16 protein-coding genes are annotated in these 16,628 nt (G+C 67.3%); 4 read left to right on the plus strand and 12 right to left on the minus strand.

Going from position 1 to position 16,628, the window contains the following annotated elements; translation table 11 throughout:
• Nucleotides 1-39: 39 nt before the first annotated feature.
• Together ppk1 and hemB are read right to left on the minus strand one after the other, a co-directional pair.
• On the minus strand, nt 40-2,262 hold the full coding sequence (gene ppk1, locus RCF34_RS11920) for a polyphosphate kinase 1 (RefSeq protein WP_308708356.1): 2,223 nt from the start codon (nt 2,260-2,262) through the stop codon (nt 40-42).
• Nucleotides 2,263-2,271: 9 nt separating this feature from the next.
• Nucleotides 2,272-3,294, minus strand: coding sequence for a porphobilinogen synthase (gene hemB / locus RCF34_RS11925; RefSeq protein ID WP_308708357.1), 1,023 nt, complete (start codon nt 3,292-3,294; stop codon nt 2,272-2,274).
• 263 nt (nt 3,295-3,557) lie between these two features.
• On the opposite strand from hemB, the gene RCF34_RS11930 reads away from it, so the two are divergent.
• Both RCF34_RS11930 and RCF34_RS11935 read left to right on the plus strand, forming a co-directional pair.
• Nucleotides 3,558-4,112 carry a DedA family protein gene (locus RCF34_RS11930; protein ID WP_308708358.1) on the plus strand — a complete coding sequence of 185 codons (555 nt, stop codon included), beginning with the start codon at nt 3,558-3,560 and terminating at the stop codon, nt 4,110-4,112.
• A gap of 117 nt (nt 4,113-4,229) precedes the next feature.
• Nucleotides 4,230-6,350, plus strand: a complete 2,121-nt coding sequence (locus RCF34_RS11935) for an EAL domain-containing protein (RefSeq protein WP_308708359.1) — start codon at nt 4,230-4,232, stop codon at nt 6,348-6,350.
• Between the two features lie 14 nt (nt 6,351-6,364).
• Here RCF34_RS11935 and RCF34_RS11940 read toward each other — a convergent pair whose 3' ends face one another.
• Complete coding sequence (locus RCF34_RS11940; RefSeq protein ID WP_308708360.1) at nt 6,365-6,826, minus strand: YaiI/YqxD family protein; 462 nt, start codon at nt 6,824-6,826, stop codon at nt 6,365-6,367.
• A 100-nt stretch (nt 6,827-6,926) separates the two neighbouring features.
• On the opposite strand from RCF34_RS11940, the gene RCF34_RS11945 reads away from it, so the two are divergent.
• Nucleotides 6,927-7,691: an SDR family NAD(P)-dependent oxidoreductase gene (locus RCF34_RS11945; protein ID WP_308708361.1), complete on the plus strand. Its 765-nt coding sequence runs from the start codon at nt 6,927-6,929 to the stop codon at nt 7,689-7,691.
• Nucleotides 7,692-7,700: 9 nt separating this feature from the next.
• On the opposite strand, the gene rhtB is transcribed toward RCF34_RS11945, so the two are convergent.
• The 3 genes from rhtB to RCF34_RS11960 are packed head-to-tail and all read right to left on the minus strand — an operon-like array spanning nt 7,701 to nt 10,826.
• Nucleotides 7,701-8,336: a homoserine/homoserine lactone efflux protein gene (rhtB, locus tag RCF34_RS11950; protein ID WP_308708362.1), complete on the minus strand. Its 636-nt coding sequence runs from the start codon at nt 8,334-8,336 to the stop codon at nt 7,701-7,703.
• Nucleotides 8,337-8,340: 4 nt separating this feature from the next.
• On the minus strand, nt 8,341-8,919 hold the full coding sequence (locus RCF34_RS11955) for a mechanosensitive ion channel family protein (RefSeq protein ID WP_308708363.1): 579 nt from the start codon (nt 8,917-8,919) through the stop codon (nt 8,341-8,343).
• Nucleotides 8,919-10,826, minus strand: coding sequence for an ATP-binding cassette domain-containing protein (locus RCF34_RS11960; protein WP_308708364.1), 1,908 nt, complete (start codon nt 10,824-10,826; stop codon nt 8,919-8,921). The genes RCF34_RS11955 and RCF34_RS11960 overlap by 1 nt, the downstream gene beginning before the upstream one ends.
• A 47-nt stretch (nt 10,827-10,873) precedes the next feature.
• On the opposite strand from RCF34_RS11960, the gene RCF34_RS11965 reads away from it, so the two are divergent.
• Nucleotides 10,874-11,338, plus strand: coding sequence for a TIGR02444 family protein (locus tag RCF34_RS11965; protein ID WP_308708366.1), 465 nt, complete (start codon nt 10,874-10,876; stop codon nt 11,336-11,338).
• Here RCF34_RS11965 and rsd read toward each other — a convergent pair.
• The 6 genes from rsd to hemC all read right to left on the minus strand — a co-directional run bounded on the left by rsd (nt 11,335) and on the right by hemC (nt 16,577).
• Nucleotides 11,335-11,811: a sigma D regulator gene (rsd, locus tag RCF34_RS11970; RefSeq protein ID WP_133860452.1), complete on the minus strand. Its 477-nt coding sequence runs from the start codon at nt 11,809-11,811 to the stop codon at nt 11,335-11,337. The genes RCF34_RS11965 and rsd overlap by 4 nt on opposite strands.
• Before the next feature lie 109 nt (nt 11,812-11,920).
• Nucleotides 11,921-12,406, minus strand: coding sequence for a disulfide bond formation protein B (locus tag RCF34_RS11975; RefSeq protein ID WP_133860451.1), 486 nt, complete (start codon nt 12,404-12,406; stop codon nt 11,921-11,923).
• Between the two features lie 88 nt (nt 12,407-12,494).
• Nucleotides 12,495-13,703 carry a heme biosynthesis HemY N-terminal domain-containing protein gene (locus RCF34_RS11980; protein WP_308708367.1) on the minus strand — a complete coding sequence of 403 codons (1,209 nt, stop codon included), beginning with the start codon at nt 13,701-13,703 and terminating at the stop codon, nt 12,495-12,497.
• Nucleotides 13,700-14,866: a uroporphyrinogen-III C-methyltransferase gene (locus RCF34_RS11985; protein ID WP_374941180.1), complete on the minus strand. Its 1,167-nt coding sequence runs from the start codon at nt 14,864-14,866 to the stop codon at nt 13,700-13,702. Before RCF34_RS11985 ends, RCF34_RS11980 begins: the two co-directional genes overlap by 4 nt.
• Before the next feature lie 17 nt (nt 14,867-14,883).
• On the minus strand, nt 14,884-15,642 hold the full coding sequence (locus RCF34_RS11990; protein ID WP_308708368.1) for a uroporphyrinogen-III synthase: 759 nt from the start codon (nt 15,640-15,642) through the stop codon (nt 14,884-14,886).
• Complete coding sequence (gene hemC / locus RCF34_RS11995; RefSeq protein WP_308708369.1) at nt 15,639-16,577, minus strand: hydroxymethylbilane synthase; 939 nt, start codon at nt 16,575-16,577, stop codon at nt 15,639-15,641. The genes RCF34_RS11990 and hemC overlap by 4 nt, the downstream gene beginning before the upstream one ends.
• Nucleotides 16,578-16,628: the final 51 nt, after the last annotated feature.

Raw genomic sequence — 16,628 nt, forward strand, 5'->3', positions numbered from 1 at the left:
ACCGGCCAGGGCCCACGTCGGCATGGGCCCGAAACTCCCTCAGCGTGTATTCACCACCGGGCTGGCCAGTCGCTCCAGCAGCGTCGCCTGCACACTGCGGGCATTCTGGTTGCCGGTCGGCGATTGCCGAACGTAGCTGCCGTCTTCCTGCAGCACCCAGGCCTGGGTGTTGTCGGTGAGGTAGCCTTCCAGCTCCTTCTTGACCCGGCTGATGAGCTTCTTGCCTTCCACCGGGAAGCAGGTCTCGACGCGCATGTCGAGGTTGCGTTCCATCCAGTCGGCACTGGAAAGATAGAGCCTCTCGTCACCACCGTTGAGGAAGTAGTAGATCCGGCTGTGCTCCAGGAAGCGGCCGATGATGGAGCGCACCTGGATGTTGTGGGACACGCCCGGTACACCGGGGCGCAGGCAGCACATGCCGCGCACCACCAGGTCGATCTTCACCCCGGCCTGGCTGGCCTTGTAGAGGGCGCGGATGACCTTGGGATCGGTAAGACCGTTGACCTTGGCCATGATCTGCGCCGGCCGTCCCTCGCTGGCCGCCACCGCTTCGCGGTTGATCATCTCCAGCAGGTTCTTCTTCAGGGTGAAGGGCGCGTGCAGCAGCTTCTTCATGCGCAGGGTCTTGCCCATGCCGATCAGCTGGTTGAACAGCTTGTGCACGTCCTCGGTCAGGGCCACGTCGGCGGTCAGCAGGCTGTAGTCGGTATACAGCTTGGCGTTGCCGGCATGGTAGTTGCCGGTGCCCAGGTGGGCGTAGCGGCGCAGCTCGCCGTTCTCGCGGCGCAGGATCAGCATCATCTTGGCGTGGGTCTTGAAGCCCACCACGCCATAGATGACCACGGCGCCAGCCTGCTGCAGGCGGCTGGCCAGCTGCAGGTTGGACTCCTCGTCGAAGCGCGCGCGCAACTCGATGACCGCGGTCACCTCCTTGCCGCTGCGTGCCGCATCCACCAGGGCGTCGACGATCTCGGAGTTGGCACCGCTGCGGTAGAGCGTCTGCTTGATCGCCAGGACATTGGGGTCCTTGGCGGCCTGGCGCATCAGGTCGATCACCGGGGTGAAGGACTCGAAGGGGTGCAGCAGCAGCACATCGAGCTTGCCCAGGACGTTGAAGAGGTTGTCCTTCTTCTGCAGGAGCTTGGGAATGGTCGGCGTGAAGGGCGCGTTCTGCAGCTCGGGATGGCTGTCCAGGCCGGTGATGGAGAACAGCCGGGTCAGGTTGACCGGACCATTGACCTTGTACAGCTCGCTGTCGCCCAGATTGAACTGCTTGAGCAGGTAGTCGGTGAGGTGTTTCGGGCAGATGTCCACCACCTCGAGCCGCACCGCATCACCGTAGCGCCGGGAGAACAGTTCGCCGCGCAGGGCGCGGGCCAGGTCTTCGACGTCCTCGGTGTCCACCGAGAGATCGGCGTTCCGGGTCAGGCGGAACTGGAAGCAGCCCTTGACCTTCATGCCGGGGAACAGGTCATCGGCATGGGCGTGGATCATCGAGGACAGGAAGACATAGTTGTCCCCGGGGCCTGCGACCTCCTCCGGCACCCGGATGATCCGCGGCAGCAGGCGCGGCGCCGGGATGATGGCCAGACCGGAGTCGCGGCCGAAGGCGTCCATGCCCTCCAGCTCGACGATGAAGTTGAGGCTCTTGTTCACCAGCAGCGGGAAGGGGTGGGTCGGATCCAGGCCGATGGGAGTGATGATGGGGGCGATCTCGTCGCGGAAGAACTTGCGTACCCAGGCCTTGATCTTGACGTCCCAGTAACGTCGGCGGATGAAGCGGATCTGCTGCTCGGCCAGGGCCGGCAGCAGGACGTCGTTGAGGATGGCGTATTGCCGCTCCACCTGACCGTGAACGATGTCACTGATGCGTGCCAGCGCCTGGTGCGGCAGCAGACCGTCGGCGCCAGCCTGCTCGCGGGCGAAGGCGATCTGCTTCTTCAGGCCCGCCACGCGGATCTCGAAGAACTCGTCCAGGTTGCTGGAAAAGATCAGCAGGTACTTGAGCCGCTCGAGCAGCGGATAGGATTCGTCGAGGGCCTGTTCCAGTACCCGGATGTTGAACTGCAGCTGCGACAGCTCGCGATGGATGTAGAGGCTGCTGTCGTCCACGTTGGCCGCCGGCACACTGGGCGCGGCCGGTACCTCGGCGGCGGGCGCCGGTACTTCGGCGTCCAGCGCCAGCGTCTCTTCCGCAGTCTCCAGCGACTCGGCGGTGACGGGCTGTTGCAGATCGGTCTCGACGAAACCCTGGCTACTCATTGAAGCTCCTTAGGAACGCGAAGGCCCCTGGCGAAGTTGTTGGGCGGCGCGTTTGGCGAAATAGGTGAGGATGCCGTTGGCCCCGGCACGCTTGAAGGCCAGGAGCGACTCGAGGATCACGGCGTCGGACAGCCAGCCGTTCTGGATCGCGGCCATGTGCATGGCGTACTCGCCGCTCACCTGGTACACGAAGGTCGGCACGCGGAATTCCTCGCGGACCCGGCGGACGATGTCCAAGTAGGGCATGCCCGGCTTGACCATCACCGAGTCGGCGCCCTCGGCCAGGTCGCCGGCGATCTCGTGCAAGGCCTCGTCGCTGTTGCCCGGATCCATCTGGTAGGTGGCCTTGTTGCCCTTGCCCAGGTTGGCGGCCGAGCCGACGGCGTCGCGGAACGGCCCATAGTAGGCGCTGGCGTACTTGGCCGAGTAGGCCATGATCTGCACGTTGTGATAGCCGGCGTCTTCCAGGGCGGCGCGGATGGCACCGATGCGACCGTCCATCATGTCCGACGGGGCGATCACCTGGGCCCCGGCAGCGGCATGGGACAGCGCCTGCTTGACCAGCACCTCGACCGAGATGTCGTTGAGCACGTAGCCGCGCTCGTCGAGGATGCCGTCCTGGCCGTGGGTGGTGAAGGGATCCAGGGCCACGTCGGTGATCACCCCCAGGTCGGGGAAGTGCTCGCGCAGGGCGCGGGTGGCGCGCTGGGCGATGCCGTCGGGGTTGTAGGCCTCGGCGCCGTCCAGCGACTTGCGCTCGGTGGGCGTGACCGGGAACAGGGCGACCGCGGGAATCCCCAGCGCCACCAGCTCGGCGGCTTCTTCCAGCAGCAGGTCGATGGACAGCCGCTCGACGCCGGGCATCGAGGGGATGGCCTCGCGGCGGCCTTCGCCATCGAGCACGAATACCGGCAGGATCAGGTCATCCACCGTCAGCACATGCTCGCGCATCAGGCGGCGGGAAAACTCGTCGCGTCGCTGACGGCGCATGCGAGTGGCAGGATAGCTACGGTTGATGGGGGTAAAACTCACGATCGACTCCCAGACCCGGATCACGGGTCAGTGTGATGGGTTATAGGCCACAATCATGACCGATTGGTAACAGCAGATGACAATATGGTGTGCCTATAGGTCCTATCCAAGGCAGACGCCGGCTGGACCCGGCGTGACACAGGGTCGCAGCGAAATCCCTGCCTGACCGTCTGGCACCTGGCGGACGGAAGTCCGTCACACTTTCTTTCCAGGCGCCAACCGGGGTAGGCTGCGCCATCTTTATTCACCTCGTGTAGCGCCGAATGCTCCAACAATTCCTCCATGATTTCGGCTATTTCGCCCTTTTTCTCGGCACCTTTTTCGAGGGCGAAACCATTCTGGTGCTGGCCGGTTTCCTGGCCTTCCGCGACTACATGAATATCCAGACCGTCATCCTGGTCGCCTTCTGTGGCAGCTATGCCGGCGATCAGCTCTGGTACTTCCTCGGCCGGCGCCATGGGCGCAAGCTGCTGGCGCGCAAACCCAAGTGGGAAGCCGCGGGCGAGAAGGCGCTGGCGCACATCCGGCGTCACCCGGATCTCTGGGTACTGAGCTTTCGCTTCGTCTACGGCCTGCGCACGGTGATGCCGGTGGCGATCGGCCTGTCGGGCTATCCGCCGGCGCGCTATCTGATCCTCAACGGCATCGGCGCCATCGTCTGGGCCACGGTGCTGGGCTATGCCGCCTATCACTTCGGCGCCGTCCTCGAAGGGGTGCTGGGCAATCTCAAGCGGTACGAATTGATGGTGCTGGGCGGTCTGGTGGTGATCGGCCTGCTGCTCTGGCTGTGGCGACGCAACCGCACGCCCAAGGCCTGATGGCCGGACAGCCCGTGTCCCGCTACGTCCATCGAACGGATTAAAGGCTCGGCTGCCGCTGCCGATGCCCTGAGCATCAACCTCTCCCGACCTCTCCATGCAAGCTGGCGATTGAGCATGCTGAACTTCTCCACCTTGCTTCCCCCCGACCATCAGATCCTGGCTGCCAACGAGTACGAAAGCCTGCTCGTGGTCCTGGCGTACCTGATCGCCAGCGCCGCCGGCTACACCGCCCTGGCCATGGCCGACTGGGTGACCAACAGTCGCTCCCGCCGCGGCAGCGAGCTGGCCAAGCTGATCGGTGCCATCGCCCTGGGCGGGGGCATCTGGTCGATGCACTTCCTGGCCATGCTGTCGTTCAAGATCGGCATCCATGTGCACTACGCGCCCCTGCAGACCCTGGCCTCGCTGCTGATCGCCATCGCCGTGTCCTACACGGTCATGCATCTGATCGGGCGCGAATCCCTGACCGCACCGCAATACCTGCTCGCGGCCCTGGCCGCCGGCCTGGGCATCGCGACCATGCACTACACCGGCATGCTGGCGATGCAGTCGGTCGCCGTGCAGCTCTATGATCCGCTGCTGGTGGTGATCTCGGTGGTGATCGCCAGCCTGGCGTCCCTGGGTGCCCTGCTGCTGGCCTTCCGCCTACGCGGCAGGACCGGCCTCAGGACCCTCTGGCTGCGCCTGCTGGGCAGTCTGGTCCTGGGTTTCGCCATCGTTTCCATGCACTTCACCGGCATGGCCGCCCTGACCCTCGCCGTGCCCATCGGCTTCGAACCCGACGGCCTGGTAGAAGTGAATCAGCACCTGGAGCTGGGCATGGGCATCGCCCTCGGCACCCTGTTCATCATCATGGTCGGCCTGCTCGCCGCCTGGGCCGGCGAACGCTTCCATGCCCAGCGCCTGCGGCTGGAGCGGGTCTCGACCACCCTCGATCAGATCACCCTGCACGATCCCCTCACCCACCTGCTCAACGGCGGCAGTTTCATCCAGACCGTCGACCGGGCCATCGGCCAGGCGCGCACCGGTGAGCAGTTCGCCTTGCTGATGCTGGACATCGATCACTTCAAGCGCATCAACGACAGCCTCGGCCACGCCCTCGGCGATGAATTGCTGATCCAGATGGCGCAGCGGATCCGCGCGGTGCTCGACAACGACCTGCCACTGGCCCGTTATGCCGGCGACGAATTCAGCCTGTTGCTGCCGCTCGGCCAGCGCGGTGACAGCCAGCCCCTGGCCATGCGCCTGCTGGAGCAGTTGCGCCCGCCCTTCGAGCTGGCCGGACAGCGCATTGCCATGACCTTCAGCCTGGGCATCGCCCACTATCCCCAGGACGGTGCCAATGCCGGCCAGTTGCTGCGCAGTGCGGGCCTCGCGGTCGGTCATTGCAAGCGCAGCGGACGCAATCGCAGCCAGAGATTCACCACCGACCTCCAGCGCGATGCCGACGACCTGCTCAGCCTGGAGATGGACCTGCGCCATGCCCTGGCCCAGGGTGGCCTGCACGTCGCCTATCAGCCCATCGTCGATCCGGACGGTGCTCCGGTGGCCCTGGAAGCGCTGGTGCGCTGGCAGCATCCGGTCCTGGGCCCACTGAGCCCCGAACGCTTCGTCCGCGTCGCCGAGGAAACCGGACTGATCGCCGATCTGGATGGCTGGGTCATGCGCCAGGCCTGCGCCGATCTCGCCCAGCTACACCGCGAGGGTCACTCAGAACTGCGCGTTTCGGTGAATTGCTCGGCACTGAATCTGAGTGATCGTCTCCTGCCCCAATCCATCGCCCGGACCCTGCAGGCCGAGGACCTGCCAGCGTCGGCGCTGATCCTCGAAGTGACCGAGAACGCCCTGATGCACAGCCTCAACGTAGCCGTCGAGGTGCTCGGCGAGATACGTACCCTGGGCGTGCGGGTGTCCATCGACGACTTCGGCAGCGGCTATTCGTCACTGGCCTATCTGAGCCGGCTGCCGGTGGACTCGCTCAAGGTCGATCGCGCCTTCGTTCGCACCATTCCCAAGCAGAGCAACGACATGGCCATCGCCGCGGCGATCATCGCCATGGCGCACAAGCTGGGCCTCAATGTGGTCGCCGAAGGGGTGGAAACCGGCGAGCAACGCCAGTTCCTGCAGGCCAACGGCTGCAACTTCATGCAGGGCTATCTGTTCGGCCGGCCCATGCCATTGCCGCAACTGCGCACCTGGCTGCAGCAACCCGCGATCGCGGCCGTCCCGGCCTAGCCGACGTATCGTTCCTAGCCAGTCGCGCTGCGCTGGAGACGGGTGATCAGCCGATCCAGGGCATTGGCGAAGGCCTGGCGATCACGTTCGCCGTAGCCGGCCTGGCCTCCGCCCATCTGGCCCTGGTCGCGCAGGTCGGTCATCAGATTGCGCATGGCCAGGCGCTGGCCCATGTTGCGCTCGTCGAATTCCTGGCCGCGCGGATCGAGGGCGACCACGCCCTTCTTCACCAGCCGGTCGGCCAGGGGGATGTCGCTGCAGATCACCAGGTCACCGGGCTGCGCCTGCTCGACCAGATGATCGTCGGCGGCGTCGGGGCCACTGGGCACCACCACCAGGCGCACACAGGCGAAGGGCGGCTTGATCTGCGGCTGGCCAGCCACCAGCACCACCTCCAGCTTGCGCTTGAGGGCGAACTTGCAGACCAGCTCCTTGGCGGCGCGCGGACAGGCATCGGCATCGATCCACAGGATCACGGGGATTTCTCCGGCAAAACCCCAGGATACCGCGCCGCCGCGGCGCACCCCAGCGCAGCGGCGCGGTCCGACAGGGATAGCGAGCTGACTGGAGTCTCCCATGACCTTCTGGCAACGCCTGGAGCAACCCGCCCAGGTCCTGGTGTATGGCGCCACCGGCGGCCTCGGTCTGGCCCTGTGCGAACAGCTGCTGGCCCGCGACGACGTCGCGCGGGTCTGGGCCGGTGCCCGTCAGGCCGAAGGGCATGCCGGTCTGGCCGCGCTGGAGCGCCGCCACGGCCCGCGCCTGCGCCGCCTCGACGTCGATCCGTTGGCGGAACCCGACCTGGTGGCCCGCCTGGCTGACGAGACGCCCCGCCTGGATCTGCTGCTGTGCGCCGCGGGGCTGCTGCAGGGCGCGCGGGCGCGCGCCGAGAAGAGTCTGGCGCAGGTGGACCAGGCCGGGCTGCTGGAAAGCTATCTGGCCAATGCCGTGCTGCCGCTGCTGCTGATCCGCCAGCTGATACCGCTGCTCAAAGGCCACCATCCTTGTCAGATCGCGGCGCTCTCGGCACGGGTCGGCTCCATCGGCGACAACCAGCTGGGCGGCTGGTACGGCTATCGGATGGCCAAGGCTGCGCTCAACCAGGGCTTGCGCTGCGCCAGCATCGAACTCGCCCGGCTCAATCCCCAGAGTTGCGTGCTGGCCCTGCACCCTGGCACCACCGATACGGCGCTGTCCCGGCCCTTCCAGGCCCGGGTACCGGCCGACAAGCTGTTCACGCCAGCCTATGCGGCAGAACGTCTGCTGGAGGTGCTGGCCACCCGGGTGCCGGCCGAGACCGGCAGCTTCTGGGACTGGCAGGGCCAGCCGGTGATCTGGTAGCGCCCGGCTTCAGACCGCGGCGCGGCGCACCGTGGACAGCAGCGCGGCCGCGGCGAGGAACAGGCTGGCGAACACCCGGTTGGTGATGCGCTGCTGCCGGGGCGTGCGCAGCAGGATCAGCACCTGGGCAGCCAGACCGGTGTAGCCGGCCATCACGATCAGGTCGACGGTGACCATGGTCACCCCGATGACCAGATACTGCGCGGCCAGGGGCGCGTGGGGATCGACGAACTGCGGCAACACCGCGAGCAGGAAGATCAGCGCCTTGGGGTTGCTCACGTTGACCAGGAAGCCGCGCATGACCAGGGCACCGATCCGCGGTGGCAGACGTTCGCCGACCACCTGTTCACCCAGGTCCAGCGGCGCCGCGCGCCATTGGCGGATGGCCAGGTAGGCGAGATAGGCCACGCCAAACCATTTGATCAGGGTGAAGGCCAGCTGCGAGGTCGCCAACAAGGCGCCGACGCCCACGGCGACCACGGCGATCTGCAGCGCCAGTCCCAGCTGCAGGCCCAGCGCCGTCCAGTAGCCGCGACGGAAACCGTGGTTGACGCCCGCGCTCATGGAGGCGACGGCGCCCGCCCCCGGCGAGAGGCTGATCATCCAGCAGGCAATGAAGAAACCGGTCCAGACCTGCAGACTCATGGATTCACCTGTCGAGATGGAAATCGAAGGAGCCGTCGGCATCGCGCCAGCGCCGGACCGATTTCTGGAAGAACTGCGTATTGGGGATCTGCACCAGGGCGCCCTCCTGGTTGTCGTCCAGTTCCTGCAGGGTCACGAAGAGCATGTTGATGGCCACCACCCGGCCCTTGATGCCCGGCTTGTCCGAGGCGTCCAGCACCTCGATGCGGTCGCCCAGGCGGAAGGGGCCGACGGTAAAGATCAGCACCGCGCAGAACAGGTTGGAGAGCACGCTCCAGATGGCGAAGAAGGCCACCGCGGCCACGGCGACGAAACCGGAAATGGCCGTCCAGAGCACCGCCGCGGAGACCCCGAAGCGCTCCAGCGCCATGAGGATGGCACTGCCCATGATCAGCCAGCGCAGGACTCCGCGCAGCCCGAGGACGATCTGCGGCGGCAGCGGATAGCGCTCGCCCAGGCCGGTGACGGCGCGGGCCACGATACGCTGCAGCACGTAGCCGAGCAGCAGCACCAGGGCCACCTGACCGGCCACCAGCAGGTAGTCGCCCCAACCCGGCAACCAGGTGTACAGCCACTGCGTCATCAGGCCCCCTCGAGTTCAGCTTGCAGACCTTCCAGCCGCTCCAGGGCCTCCAGCCACTGCTCTTCCAGCTCGGCTTCGCGGGTCTTGGCAGTGGCCTGGTCGGCCAGCGCCTGGCGCAGTTCCTCCTTGCGGGAGGCGTCGTAGAGTCCGCTGTCACCCAGGCGGGCTTCCAGGCTGGCGAGTTTTTCCTGCAGCTTGCCCAGTTCGGCTTCCAGCTTGTCGGCGGCCTTTTTCAGCGGCGCCAGCTGCTGGCGCAGGGCGGCGGCGGCCTGGCGCTGGGCCTTGCGATCGGTCTTGTCGACCGCCGGGTCGCCGTCCGACACGGACTCCTGCCGGGCACGGAAATCCACCAGCCAGCGGCTGTAGTCGTCCAGGTCGCCGTCGAAGGCCTGCACCTTGCCATCGGCCACCAGCAGGAATTCGTCGGTGGTGCTCTTGAGCAGATGACGATCGTGGGAGACCACCAGCACCGCCCCGGCGAACTCCTGCAGCGCCAGGGTCAGCGCCAGGCGCATGTCGAGGTCCAGGTGGTTGGTGGGTTCGTCCAGCAGCAGCAGGTTGGGCTTCTGCCAGGCGATCAGCGCCAGGGCCAGCCGGGCCTTCTCGCCACCGGAGAAATTCAGCACCGCCTCGTCGCAGCGCGGACCGCGGAAATCGAAGCCGCCGAGGAAGTCGCGCAGACCCTGCTCACGCTCGCCGGGGGCGATGCGCTGCAGGTGCAGCAGCGGGCTGGCCTTGGCGTCCAGGGAATCGAGCTGGTGCTGGGCGAAGTAGCCGATGGCCAGGTTCTCGCCGCGCTGCAGGCGGCCGCCGAGGGGTTCGAGTTCGGCAGCCAGGGTCTTGATCAGGGTCGACTTGCCGGCGCCGTTGGGGCCGAGCAGGCCGATACGTGCCCCCGGCGTCAGCTGCAGCTTGACCGGGTGCAGGATGGTGGTCTCGCCGTAGCCGAGTCGGCCTTCGGCCAGGTCGAGCAACGGACTGGACAGCTTGTCCGCCTCGCGGAAGGCGAATTCGAAGGGCGAGTCGACATGGGCCGGCGCCAGTTCTTCCAGGCGTTCCAGGGCCTTGATCCGGCTCTGCGCCTGGCGGGCCTTGGTGGCCTGGGCCTTGAAGCGGGCGATGTACTTCTCCATGTGGGCGCGCTGGGCCTGCTGCTTGTCGTAGGCCTGCTGCTGCTGCGCCAGGCGTTCGGCGCGGGTACGCTCGAAGCTGGAATAGCCGCCGCGATAGAGCACCAGCTTCTGCTGGTCCAGGTGCACCACATGATCGACCACGGCATCGAGGAAGTCGCGGTCGTGGGAGATCAGGATCAGGGTGCCGGGATAGCCCTTGAGCCAGTCTTCCAGCCAGAGGATGGCGTCCAGATCCAGGTGGTTGGTGGGTTCGTCGAGCAGCAGCAGGTCCGAGGGGCACATCAGCGCCTGGGCCAGATTCAGGCGCATTCGCCAGCCACCGGAAAAGTCGCCGACCTGGCGCTCCATCTGCGCGGCGGTGAAGCCCAGACCGGCCAGCAGCTTGCGTGCCCGGGCATCGGCGGTATAGCCGTCGGCGGCCTCGAAGTCGGCATGCAGCCGGCCGAGGGCGTTGCCGTCCTGGGCCGCTTCGGCCGCCGCCAGTTCGCGCTGGATGCCGCGCAAGTCGATGTCGCCATCCAGCACATAGTCCACCGCCAGCCGCTCCAGGGTATCCACCTCCTGGCGCATGTGGGCGATGCGCCAGGCCGCCGGGATGTGGCAGTCGCCGGCGTCGGCACCGAGCTGGCCGCGCAGCAGGGCGAAGAGACTGGATTTGCCGGCACCATTGGCACCGATCAGACCGGCTTTCTGGCCGGGATGCAGGGTCAGCTCAGCGCTTTCGAGCAGGCGCTGGGGACCACGCTGTAGAGTAAGGTTCTGTAGTCGGATCATGGCGGCGGAGTGTAGCAGCTCCACCACCCACGAATGGGGAGGCGGACATGCAAGAGGACCTGTGGGAATTCGCGTTGGCAGTATACGCCCGGCCCGGCGTGGAAGGAGCCTGTTTGCGTCTGCAGGAAGCCGGCGCCGATGTCTGCCTGGTGCTGACGGCGCTCTGGCTGGATCGGCGTGCCTGCGCCCTCGACAGCGAAGGCCTGGCGCGGCTGCAGCGCGCCTCGCAGCACTGGCAGGACACGGTGGTACGTCCGCTGCGCCAGCTACGGCAGGCCTGGAAGGCAGCGTCCAGCGCGGACGAAAGCCTGGCGGCACTCCGCGAGCAGCTCAAGGGACTGGAATTGGCCGCGGAACGTGAACAGCTCGCGCGCCTGGCGCGACTCGCGGGCCATTGGCCGTGCCGCGAGGCACAGGGCCCGGGGGACTGGCTGCACGCGCTGGCACCGCGCGAGGCGGCCGTAGCGGACCTCGACCTGCTGGCCGAGGCGACTCGGATGATAAAGGTCTAGACCGAAGCCAGGCGCGGTTGCTGGTGCGAGGTGTGCAGCACCTCGATGAGGCAGTCTTCCAGCTCGAAACGCTCGCGCAGGGTTTCGCCCAGCAGCTTGAGCTCGATGGTCAGCAGACCCGGGTCCCGGTAGGCCCCGCGCTCGAATCTGTCGTTGAAGTTCAGGGCGGCGTCGGTCAGGGCCTGCAGGCGCGGATAGACGCTGTCGGCGAACTCGATGGCGCGCTCGTCCTGGAATTCGCGGGCTTCGGCCACCAGCTGCTCGTAGATCTCGAAATGCGCGGTGGACATGTAGTCGACCAGCATGTCGCAGAGTCGCTCCAGTTCACCGACCTCGCGCACCGGTCCCAGCAGGGGCTCCATGTCCAGGGTTTCGTAGGCGGTCACCAGCTCGCGGCGGGCAATCAGCCAGCGGTCGATCAGCTGGTGGACCCCACCCCAGCGTTCCTGGGCATTGCGGCAGGTTTCTAGCATGACGGCAGCTCTCTATACGGGCGAGACGGTCCGGGCGCGGGCGCCCGGGTGTTATCAGGAACTATACCGACATCGTCTCGCCAGGCGAGTGCCGTTGCTCGGAGAAAGCTCAGCGACGGCGGAAGACCTTGACCAGGCTCAGGGCCATGAGCAGCACGAAGGCCAGCAGGCTCCATTCCGGGATGCTCAGACCGAACAGCGTCCAGTTGACCTCGGCACAGTCGGCGGTGCCATGCAGGACCAGCCGGATGATCTCCTGGAAGGGCAGCGCCTGCATCATGTAGTCCAGGCTCGGCAGGCAGGCCGCCAGCTCTTCCGCTGGGACCGTCTGCAGATAGACCTGGCGGCCGGCGGTGGCGGCACCGGCCGCGGCCAGCAGCAGCAGGACCACGCCATAGATGCGCCGTCCGCGCTTGCCCGGTGCCTGGATGCCGGCGATCAACGCCACCACCCCGACCAGGATGAAGAAGATCCGTTGCATGACGCACAGCGGGCACGGCTCGAGGCCGACCACGTGTTCGAGATAGAGACCGACGCCCATGAGCACCGCGCAGGTGGCGGCCATGAACAGGAAGATGAAGCGGGGACTAGTCACGGACGCGCCGTCTCCAACAGGGAATTGGGACGTTACGGTAGTGAAAGCCCGGGCACCTTTCAAGGACCCGGGCAGACGAGGCGCGCCGTCAGACCCTGGGGGTCGGCAGCGAAGTAGCGTCGTACTCGCGCCATTGGCTCTGCAGGAGCTGCTGGCTGCGGTTCACATCGCCCAGCTGGATGGCCACCCGCGCCAGTTCGCCGGCGGTGACCGCGGATGGCCGCTGCGCCAGGCTGCGCTCCAGATATTCGCGCGCCTTGCCCCACAGCTGGTTGCTCATGCACAGCCGGCCCAGGGCCAGCAGCAGCACCGCATCCTGGGGTCTGTCCTTGAGCCAGCCCTCGGCGTGGTGGAGTGGGCGACTGGCGTCGCGCGGACGCAGCTGGCCATAGAGATCGACCAGGCGCTCGTCCCACTGGCGATTGAGGGTGATGTGCAGCACCTCCTCGGCCAGATCGTCGCGGCCGATGGCGCGCAGCTGACGGGCATAGGCCAGCACCACCGAGGTGTCACCCTTGAGCGCCGTGGGCACCTGCTGCCACTGGGCATCCACCGCCGACTCGGCGCCCTGAGCGGGAACCTCGTCGAGGGTGGCGATCCACACCTTGCGCTCCAGGTCATCCTGCTCCTGGGGCCGCAGCACCTGCTGCTTGCGCAGTTGCGGCAGCAGGGCGATCAGCGCCGGCCAGTCGCGCAGGGTCACCTGCAGGCGCTGCAGTTGCAGCAGCACCTCGCCATTCTTCGGATACTTGGCCTGCAACGGCGCCAGGCTGTCACGGGCTTCCAGGTACTGGCCCTGGTCGATCTGCAGCCGGGCCTGTTGCAGACCGATGGCCAGCTCGGCCTGGGGCTCACGCTCGCGGGCCTGGCGCAGCAGGCGATCACGTTCTTCCAGGTCACCCAGCTCGTTGGCGGCGCGGGCGGCGCCCAGCAGCACGAACAGCGGCTGGTCGGCGTGCTCGGCGGCGCCTTTCAGATGCTTGAGGGCACCGCTCCAGTTGCCTTCGGCCAGTTCCAGCTGCCCCTTGTGGCGAGCCTGCTCCAGGCGGCGCTGGCGATTGTGCCGCGACCAGGGGTTGAGCACCTTGCCGGTCAGGCCCAGGGCACCCAGCACCAGCTTGAGGATGTAGAGCGCCAGCCACACGGCCACCAACAGGGCCAGGAAGGCCCAGAGACTCGATTCGTAGCGGAAGTTGCTGTAGGACAGCAGCACGTAGCCCGGCTCCTTGGCCAGCACCACGGCGACGCCCAGGCCGACGAGCAGGGCGAACAGGAACAGCAGGTACAGGCGCTTCATGGGCGATTCTCCTGAGCCGCGTCGGCGGCGGCATTGTTCGGCTGGATTTGCTGACGCTGGGCGATGTAGGCCTGCAGCGCGGTCAGGGCCGGCGTCAGGTCAGGCGCCTCGAAGGTAACCGGACGCTCGGCCAGCTCCTGCAGGCGCAGCTTGACCGCACGGCTATCGGGATTCTGGTTGTTGAAGTGAGCGGCGAGGACGTCTTCGGCCTGCTCGATGGACAGCCGATAGACCTCCTGATTGCCGTTGAGCACGGCCCACTGCGCCTGCTCCAGCGCCAGGCTCATGGCCAGGCGCACCTGGGCCAGGGACTCCTCGGCCAGCAGCGGACGGATCGGCTGGTCGGCGGAAAAGTCGATGCGGAAATAGCTGGAGATGCGCTGGCGGAAGTCCTGCCACCACTGCTGCAGGGCATTGCTCGGCGGGACCGCGGCCTTCTCGACGCCGGGCTGGTCGGCCACCGTGGTGGAGAAGCGCGGCGGCAGGGGCTCCAGGCTCTGCACCTGGTTGCGCAGCGAGGCCAGCTGGACGAACTGCCCGGTGCGATCCAGATCGGGCAGTTGCCGCAGGGTCTGCTGGGCATTGGCCAGTTGCTGGCGGGCGGCAAAGGCCGCCGGGTCGTTCTGCGCCTTGAGGATGTCATCGACGCCCTGCAGCAGATTCTGGGCGCTGGGCACGTCCTGCAACGCCGTCATGCGCAGGGTCGCCATGCGCAGCAGGTGCTCGGCTTCGGTCAGGCGCCAGGCCTGGCGACTCTGGCCGACCACCTCCTTGAACTGTTCGGCGAGGTGCTGCTGGTCGCCCTGCAGGGCTCCGAGCTGACGGCGGCGCTCTTCCAGCTCGTTGGCCGAAGGCAGGCGGCCCAGATCGGCACTCAACGCCTGGTTGCGGTTTTCCAGCTGGCGCAGCTGGCTGCGCAGATCTTCGGCCTGGGCGGCCTGGCTCTGCTCGGCCTGGCGCACCTGCTGCAGCTGCCAGACGCTCCAGCCACCGACACCCAGGCCTCCGGCGGCTACCAGCAGGGCCAGCAGCGCCAGGCCAGACGCCTTGCCCGAGCCCTTGCGGCGCACGCCTGCCGGTGGCGGTGCCGGCGGCGGCGAGGCGGGAGTCACGACTGGATCGGGAGAGACGTCGTCGGCGCGGGGGGCTTGAGTTTCGCTCACGGGAATTCCTTGTAGGGTCAATCCGGATGGTGATGGGCAAGCGCGGCGATCAAGGCGCTGGCGCTGGCGCCCTGGCACTCGATGATGCGGTCGCAGCCGCTGGCGCGAGCCAGTTCGGCCACACGGGCGCTGGGTACCAGCAGGGGATAACGGCGCACCGCGGGCCAATCCGCACCCGCACAGGCCTGCAGATGCGCGAAACCCTGCCCACTGCTGACCATGATGGCATTCAGGCGTTCCGCTGCCAGGGTCTCTAGGACCTGCCCTGCGGGGTACTCCGGGCACTGGCGGCGATAGAGTTCGAGCACCTCGACGCGGGCGCCGCGGGCGGCGAGGGTTTCGACCAGCAGGTCGCGGCCGCCCTCCCCGCGCAGGAGCAGCACCTCGGGTTCCGGGCCTTGCAGGGCTTCCTGCAAGGCCGGCAGGGCCAGCAGGCCTTCGCTGTCCTCACGCCGGGGATGGTGCACCCGCAGCCCATAGTCTTCGAGCACAGCGGCGGTGGCCGCGCCCACGGCGAACCAGGCCTGCAGCGGTGGCTGCGGCCAGTAGCGGTCGAGGGCGGCGAGGCCCAGGCGGGCCGCCGGCTTGCTCACCACCAGCACGGCGGCATAGCGATCGAGATCGAGCCAGAGCGAGCGCTGCTCGGGCGTTTCCGCCAGCGGCTGCAAGTCCAGCACTGGCAGGCTGGCGGTGGCGATGCCCGCCTGGTCCAGAACGGCGGCGAGCGGTGGATTCTCCTCCGCCGGCCGGGTCAGCAGCAGCCGCCAGCCGCTCATGATGCGCCGCTGGTCCCGTAGACGGCATCGAGGATGGCCTGGGCGCCCTGGGCGAGCAGGTCTTCGGCCACCGCCACGCCAAGGGTGGCGGGATCGTTCAGCGGCCCGCGGGCCTCGGCGCGCAGCAGCAGGCCGCCATCGGGCTGGCCGACCAGGCCACGGAGCCAGAGCAACTCGCCCTGCTGCACGGCATAGCAGGCGATGGGCACCTGGCAGCCGCCATTGAGGCGGCGATTCAGGGCGCGCTCGGCAGCGACCCGGCGTTCGGTGTCGAAATGGTGCAGGGGTTCGAGCAGGGCATGGACCTCGGCATCATCGGTCCGGCACTCGATGCCCACGGCGCCCTGGCCGCCCGCCGGCAGGCTGTCTTCGACGGTCAGGTATTCACGGATGCGCGCGGCGAAGCCCAGGCGGATCAGCCCGGCCGCGGCCAGGATGATGGCGTCGTAGTCATCGGCATCGAGCTTGGCCAGGCGGGTATTGACGTTGCCGCGCAGGAAGCGGATCTCGAGATCCGGGCGCAGGGCCAGCAACTGGGCCTGGCGCCTCAGGCTGGAGGTGCCCACCACACTGCCCTGGGGCAATTCGGCAAGACAAGAATAGCGATTGGAGACGAAGGCATCGCGTGGGTCTTCCCGCTCGCAGATGGCGTACAGGCCCAGGCCCGCAGGGAATTCCATGGGCACGTCCTTCATGGAGTGCACGGCGATGTCGGCGCTGCCGTCGAGCAAGGCGTTTTCCAGTTCCTTGACGAACAGGCCCTTGCCGCCGATCTTGGCCAGCGGCGCGTCGAGCAGCTTGTCGCCGCGACTGATCATGGGCAGCAGGGTCACCCGCAGCCCCGGATGCGCCGCCTCGAGGCGATCTTTCACAAAGTTGGCTTGCCAGAGCGCCAGGGCACTCTGGCGCGTGGCGATACGAATTTTGCGGGGCATGGGCATTACCGGCACGTCAGGACGTCAGATTGCCGGCCATGATAGCAAATC

This window comes from Pseudomonas sp. 102515 (assembly GCF_031085165.1).
Classification (GTDB): Bacteria; Pseudomonadota; Gammaproteobacteria; order Pseudomonadales; family Pseudomonadaceae; genus Chryseomonas.

Excerpts from the sequence above, each read along its gene's own strand:
- ppk1 (WP_308708356.1), bottom strand. The coding sequence starts at position 2,262 with ATGAGTAGCCAGGGTTTCGTCGAGACCGATCTGCAACAGCCCGTCACC.
- RCF34_RS11930 (WP_308708358.1), top strand. The coding sequence starts at position 3,558 with ATGCTCCAACAATTCCTCCATGATTTCGGCTATTTCGCCCTTTTTCTC.
- RCF34_RS11935 (WP_308708359.1), top strand. The coding sequence starts at position 4,230 with ATGCTGAACTTCTCCACCTTGCTTCCCCCCGACCATCAGATCCTGGCT.
- RCF34_RS11945 (WP_308708361.1), top strand. The coding sequence starts at position 6,927 with ATGACCTTCTGGCAACGCCTGGAGCAACCCGCCCAGGTCCTGGTGTAT.
- rhtB (WP_308708362.1), bottom strand. The coding sequence starts at position 8,336 with ATGAGTCTGCAGGTCTGGACCGGTTTCTTCATTGCCTGCTGGATGATC.
- RCF34_RS11955 (WP_308708363.1), bottom strand. The coding sequence starts at position 8,919 with ATGACGCAGTGGCTGTACACCTGGTTGCCGGGTTGGGGCGACTACCTG.
- RCF34_RS11960 (WP_308708364.1), bottom strand. The coding sequence starts at position 10,826 with ATGATCCGACTACAGAACCTTACTCTACAGCGTGGTCCCCAGCGCCTG.
- RCF34_RS11965 (WP_308708366.1), top strand. The coding sequence starts at position 10,874 with ATGCAAGAGGACCTGTGGGAATTCGCGTTGGCAGTATACGCCCGGCCC.
- rsd (WP_133860452.1), bottom strand. The coding sequence starts at position 11,811 with ATGCTAGAAACCTGCCGCAATGCCCAGGAACGCTGGGGTGGGGTCCAC.
- RCF34_RS11980 (WP_308708367.1), bottom strand. The coding sequence starts at position 13,703 with ATGAAGCGCCTGTACCTGCTGTTCCTGTTCGCCCTGCTCGTCGGCCTG.
- RCF34_RS11990 (WP_308708368.1), bottom strand. The coding sequence starts at position 15,642 with ATGAGCGGCTGGCGGCTGCTGCTGACCCGGCCGGCGGAGGAGAATCCA.
- hemC (WP_308708369.1), bottom strand. The coding sequence starts at position 16,577 with ATGCCCCGCAAAATTCGTATCGCCACGCGCCAGAGTGCCCTGGCGCTC.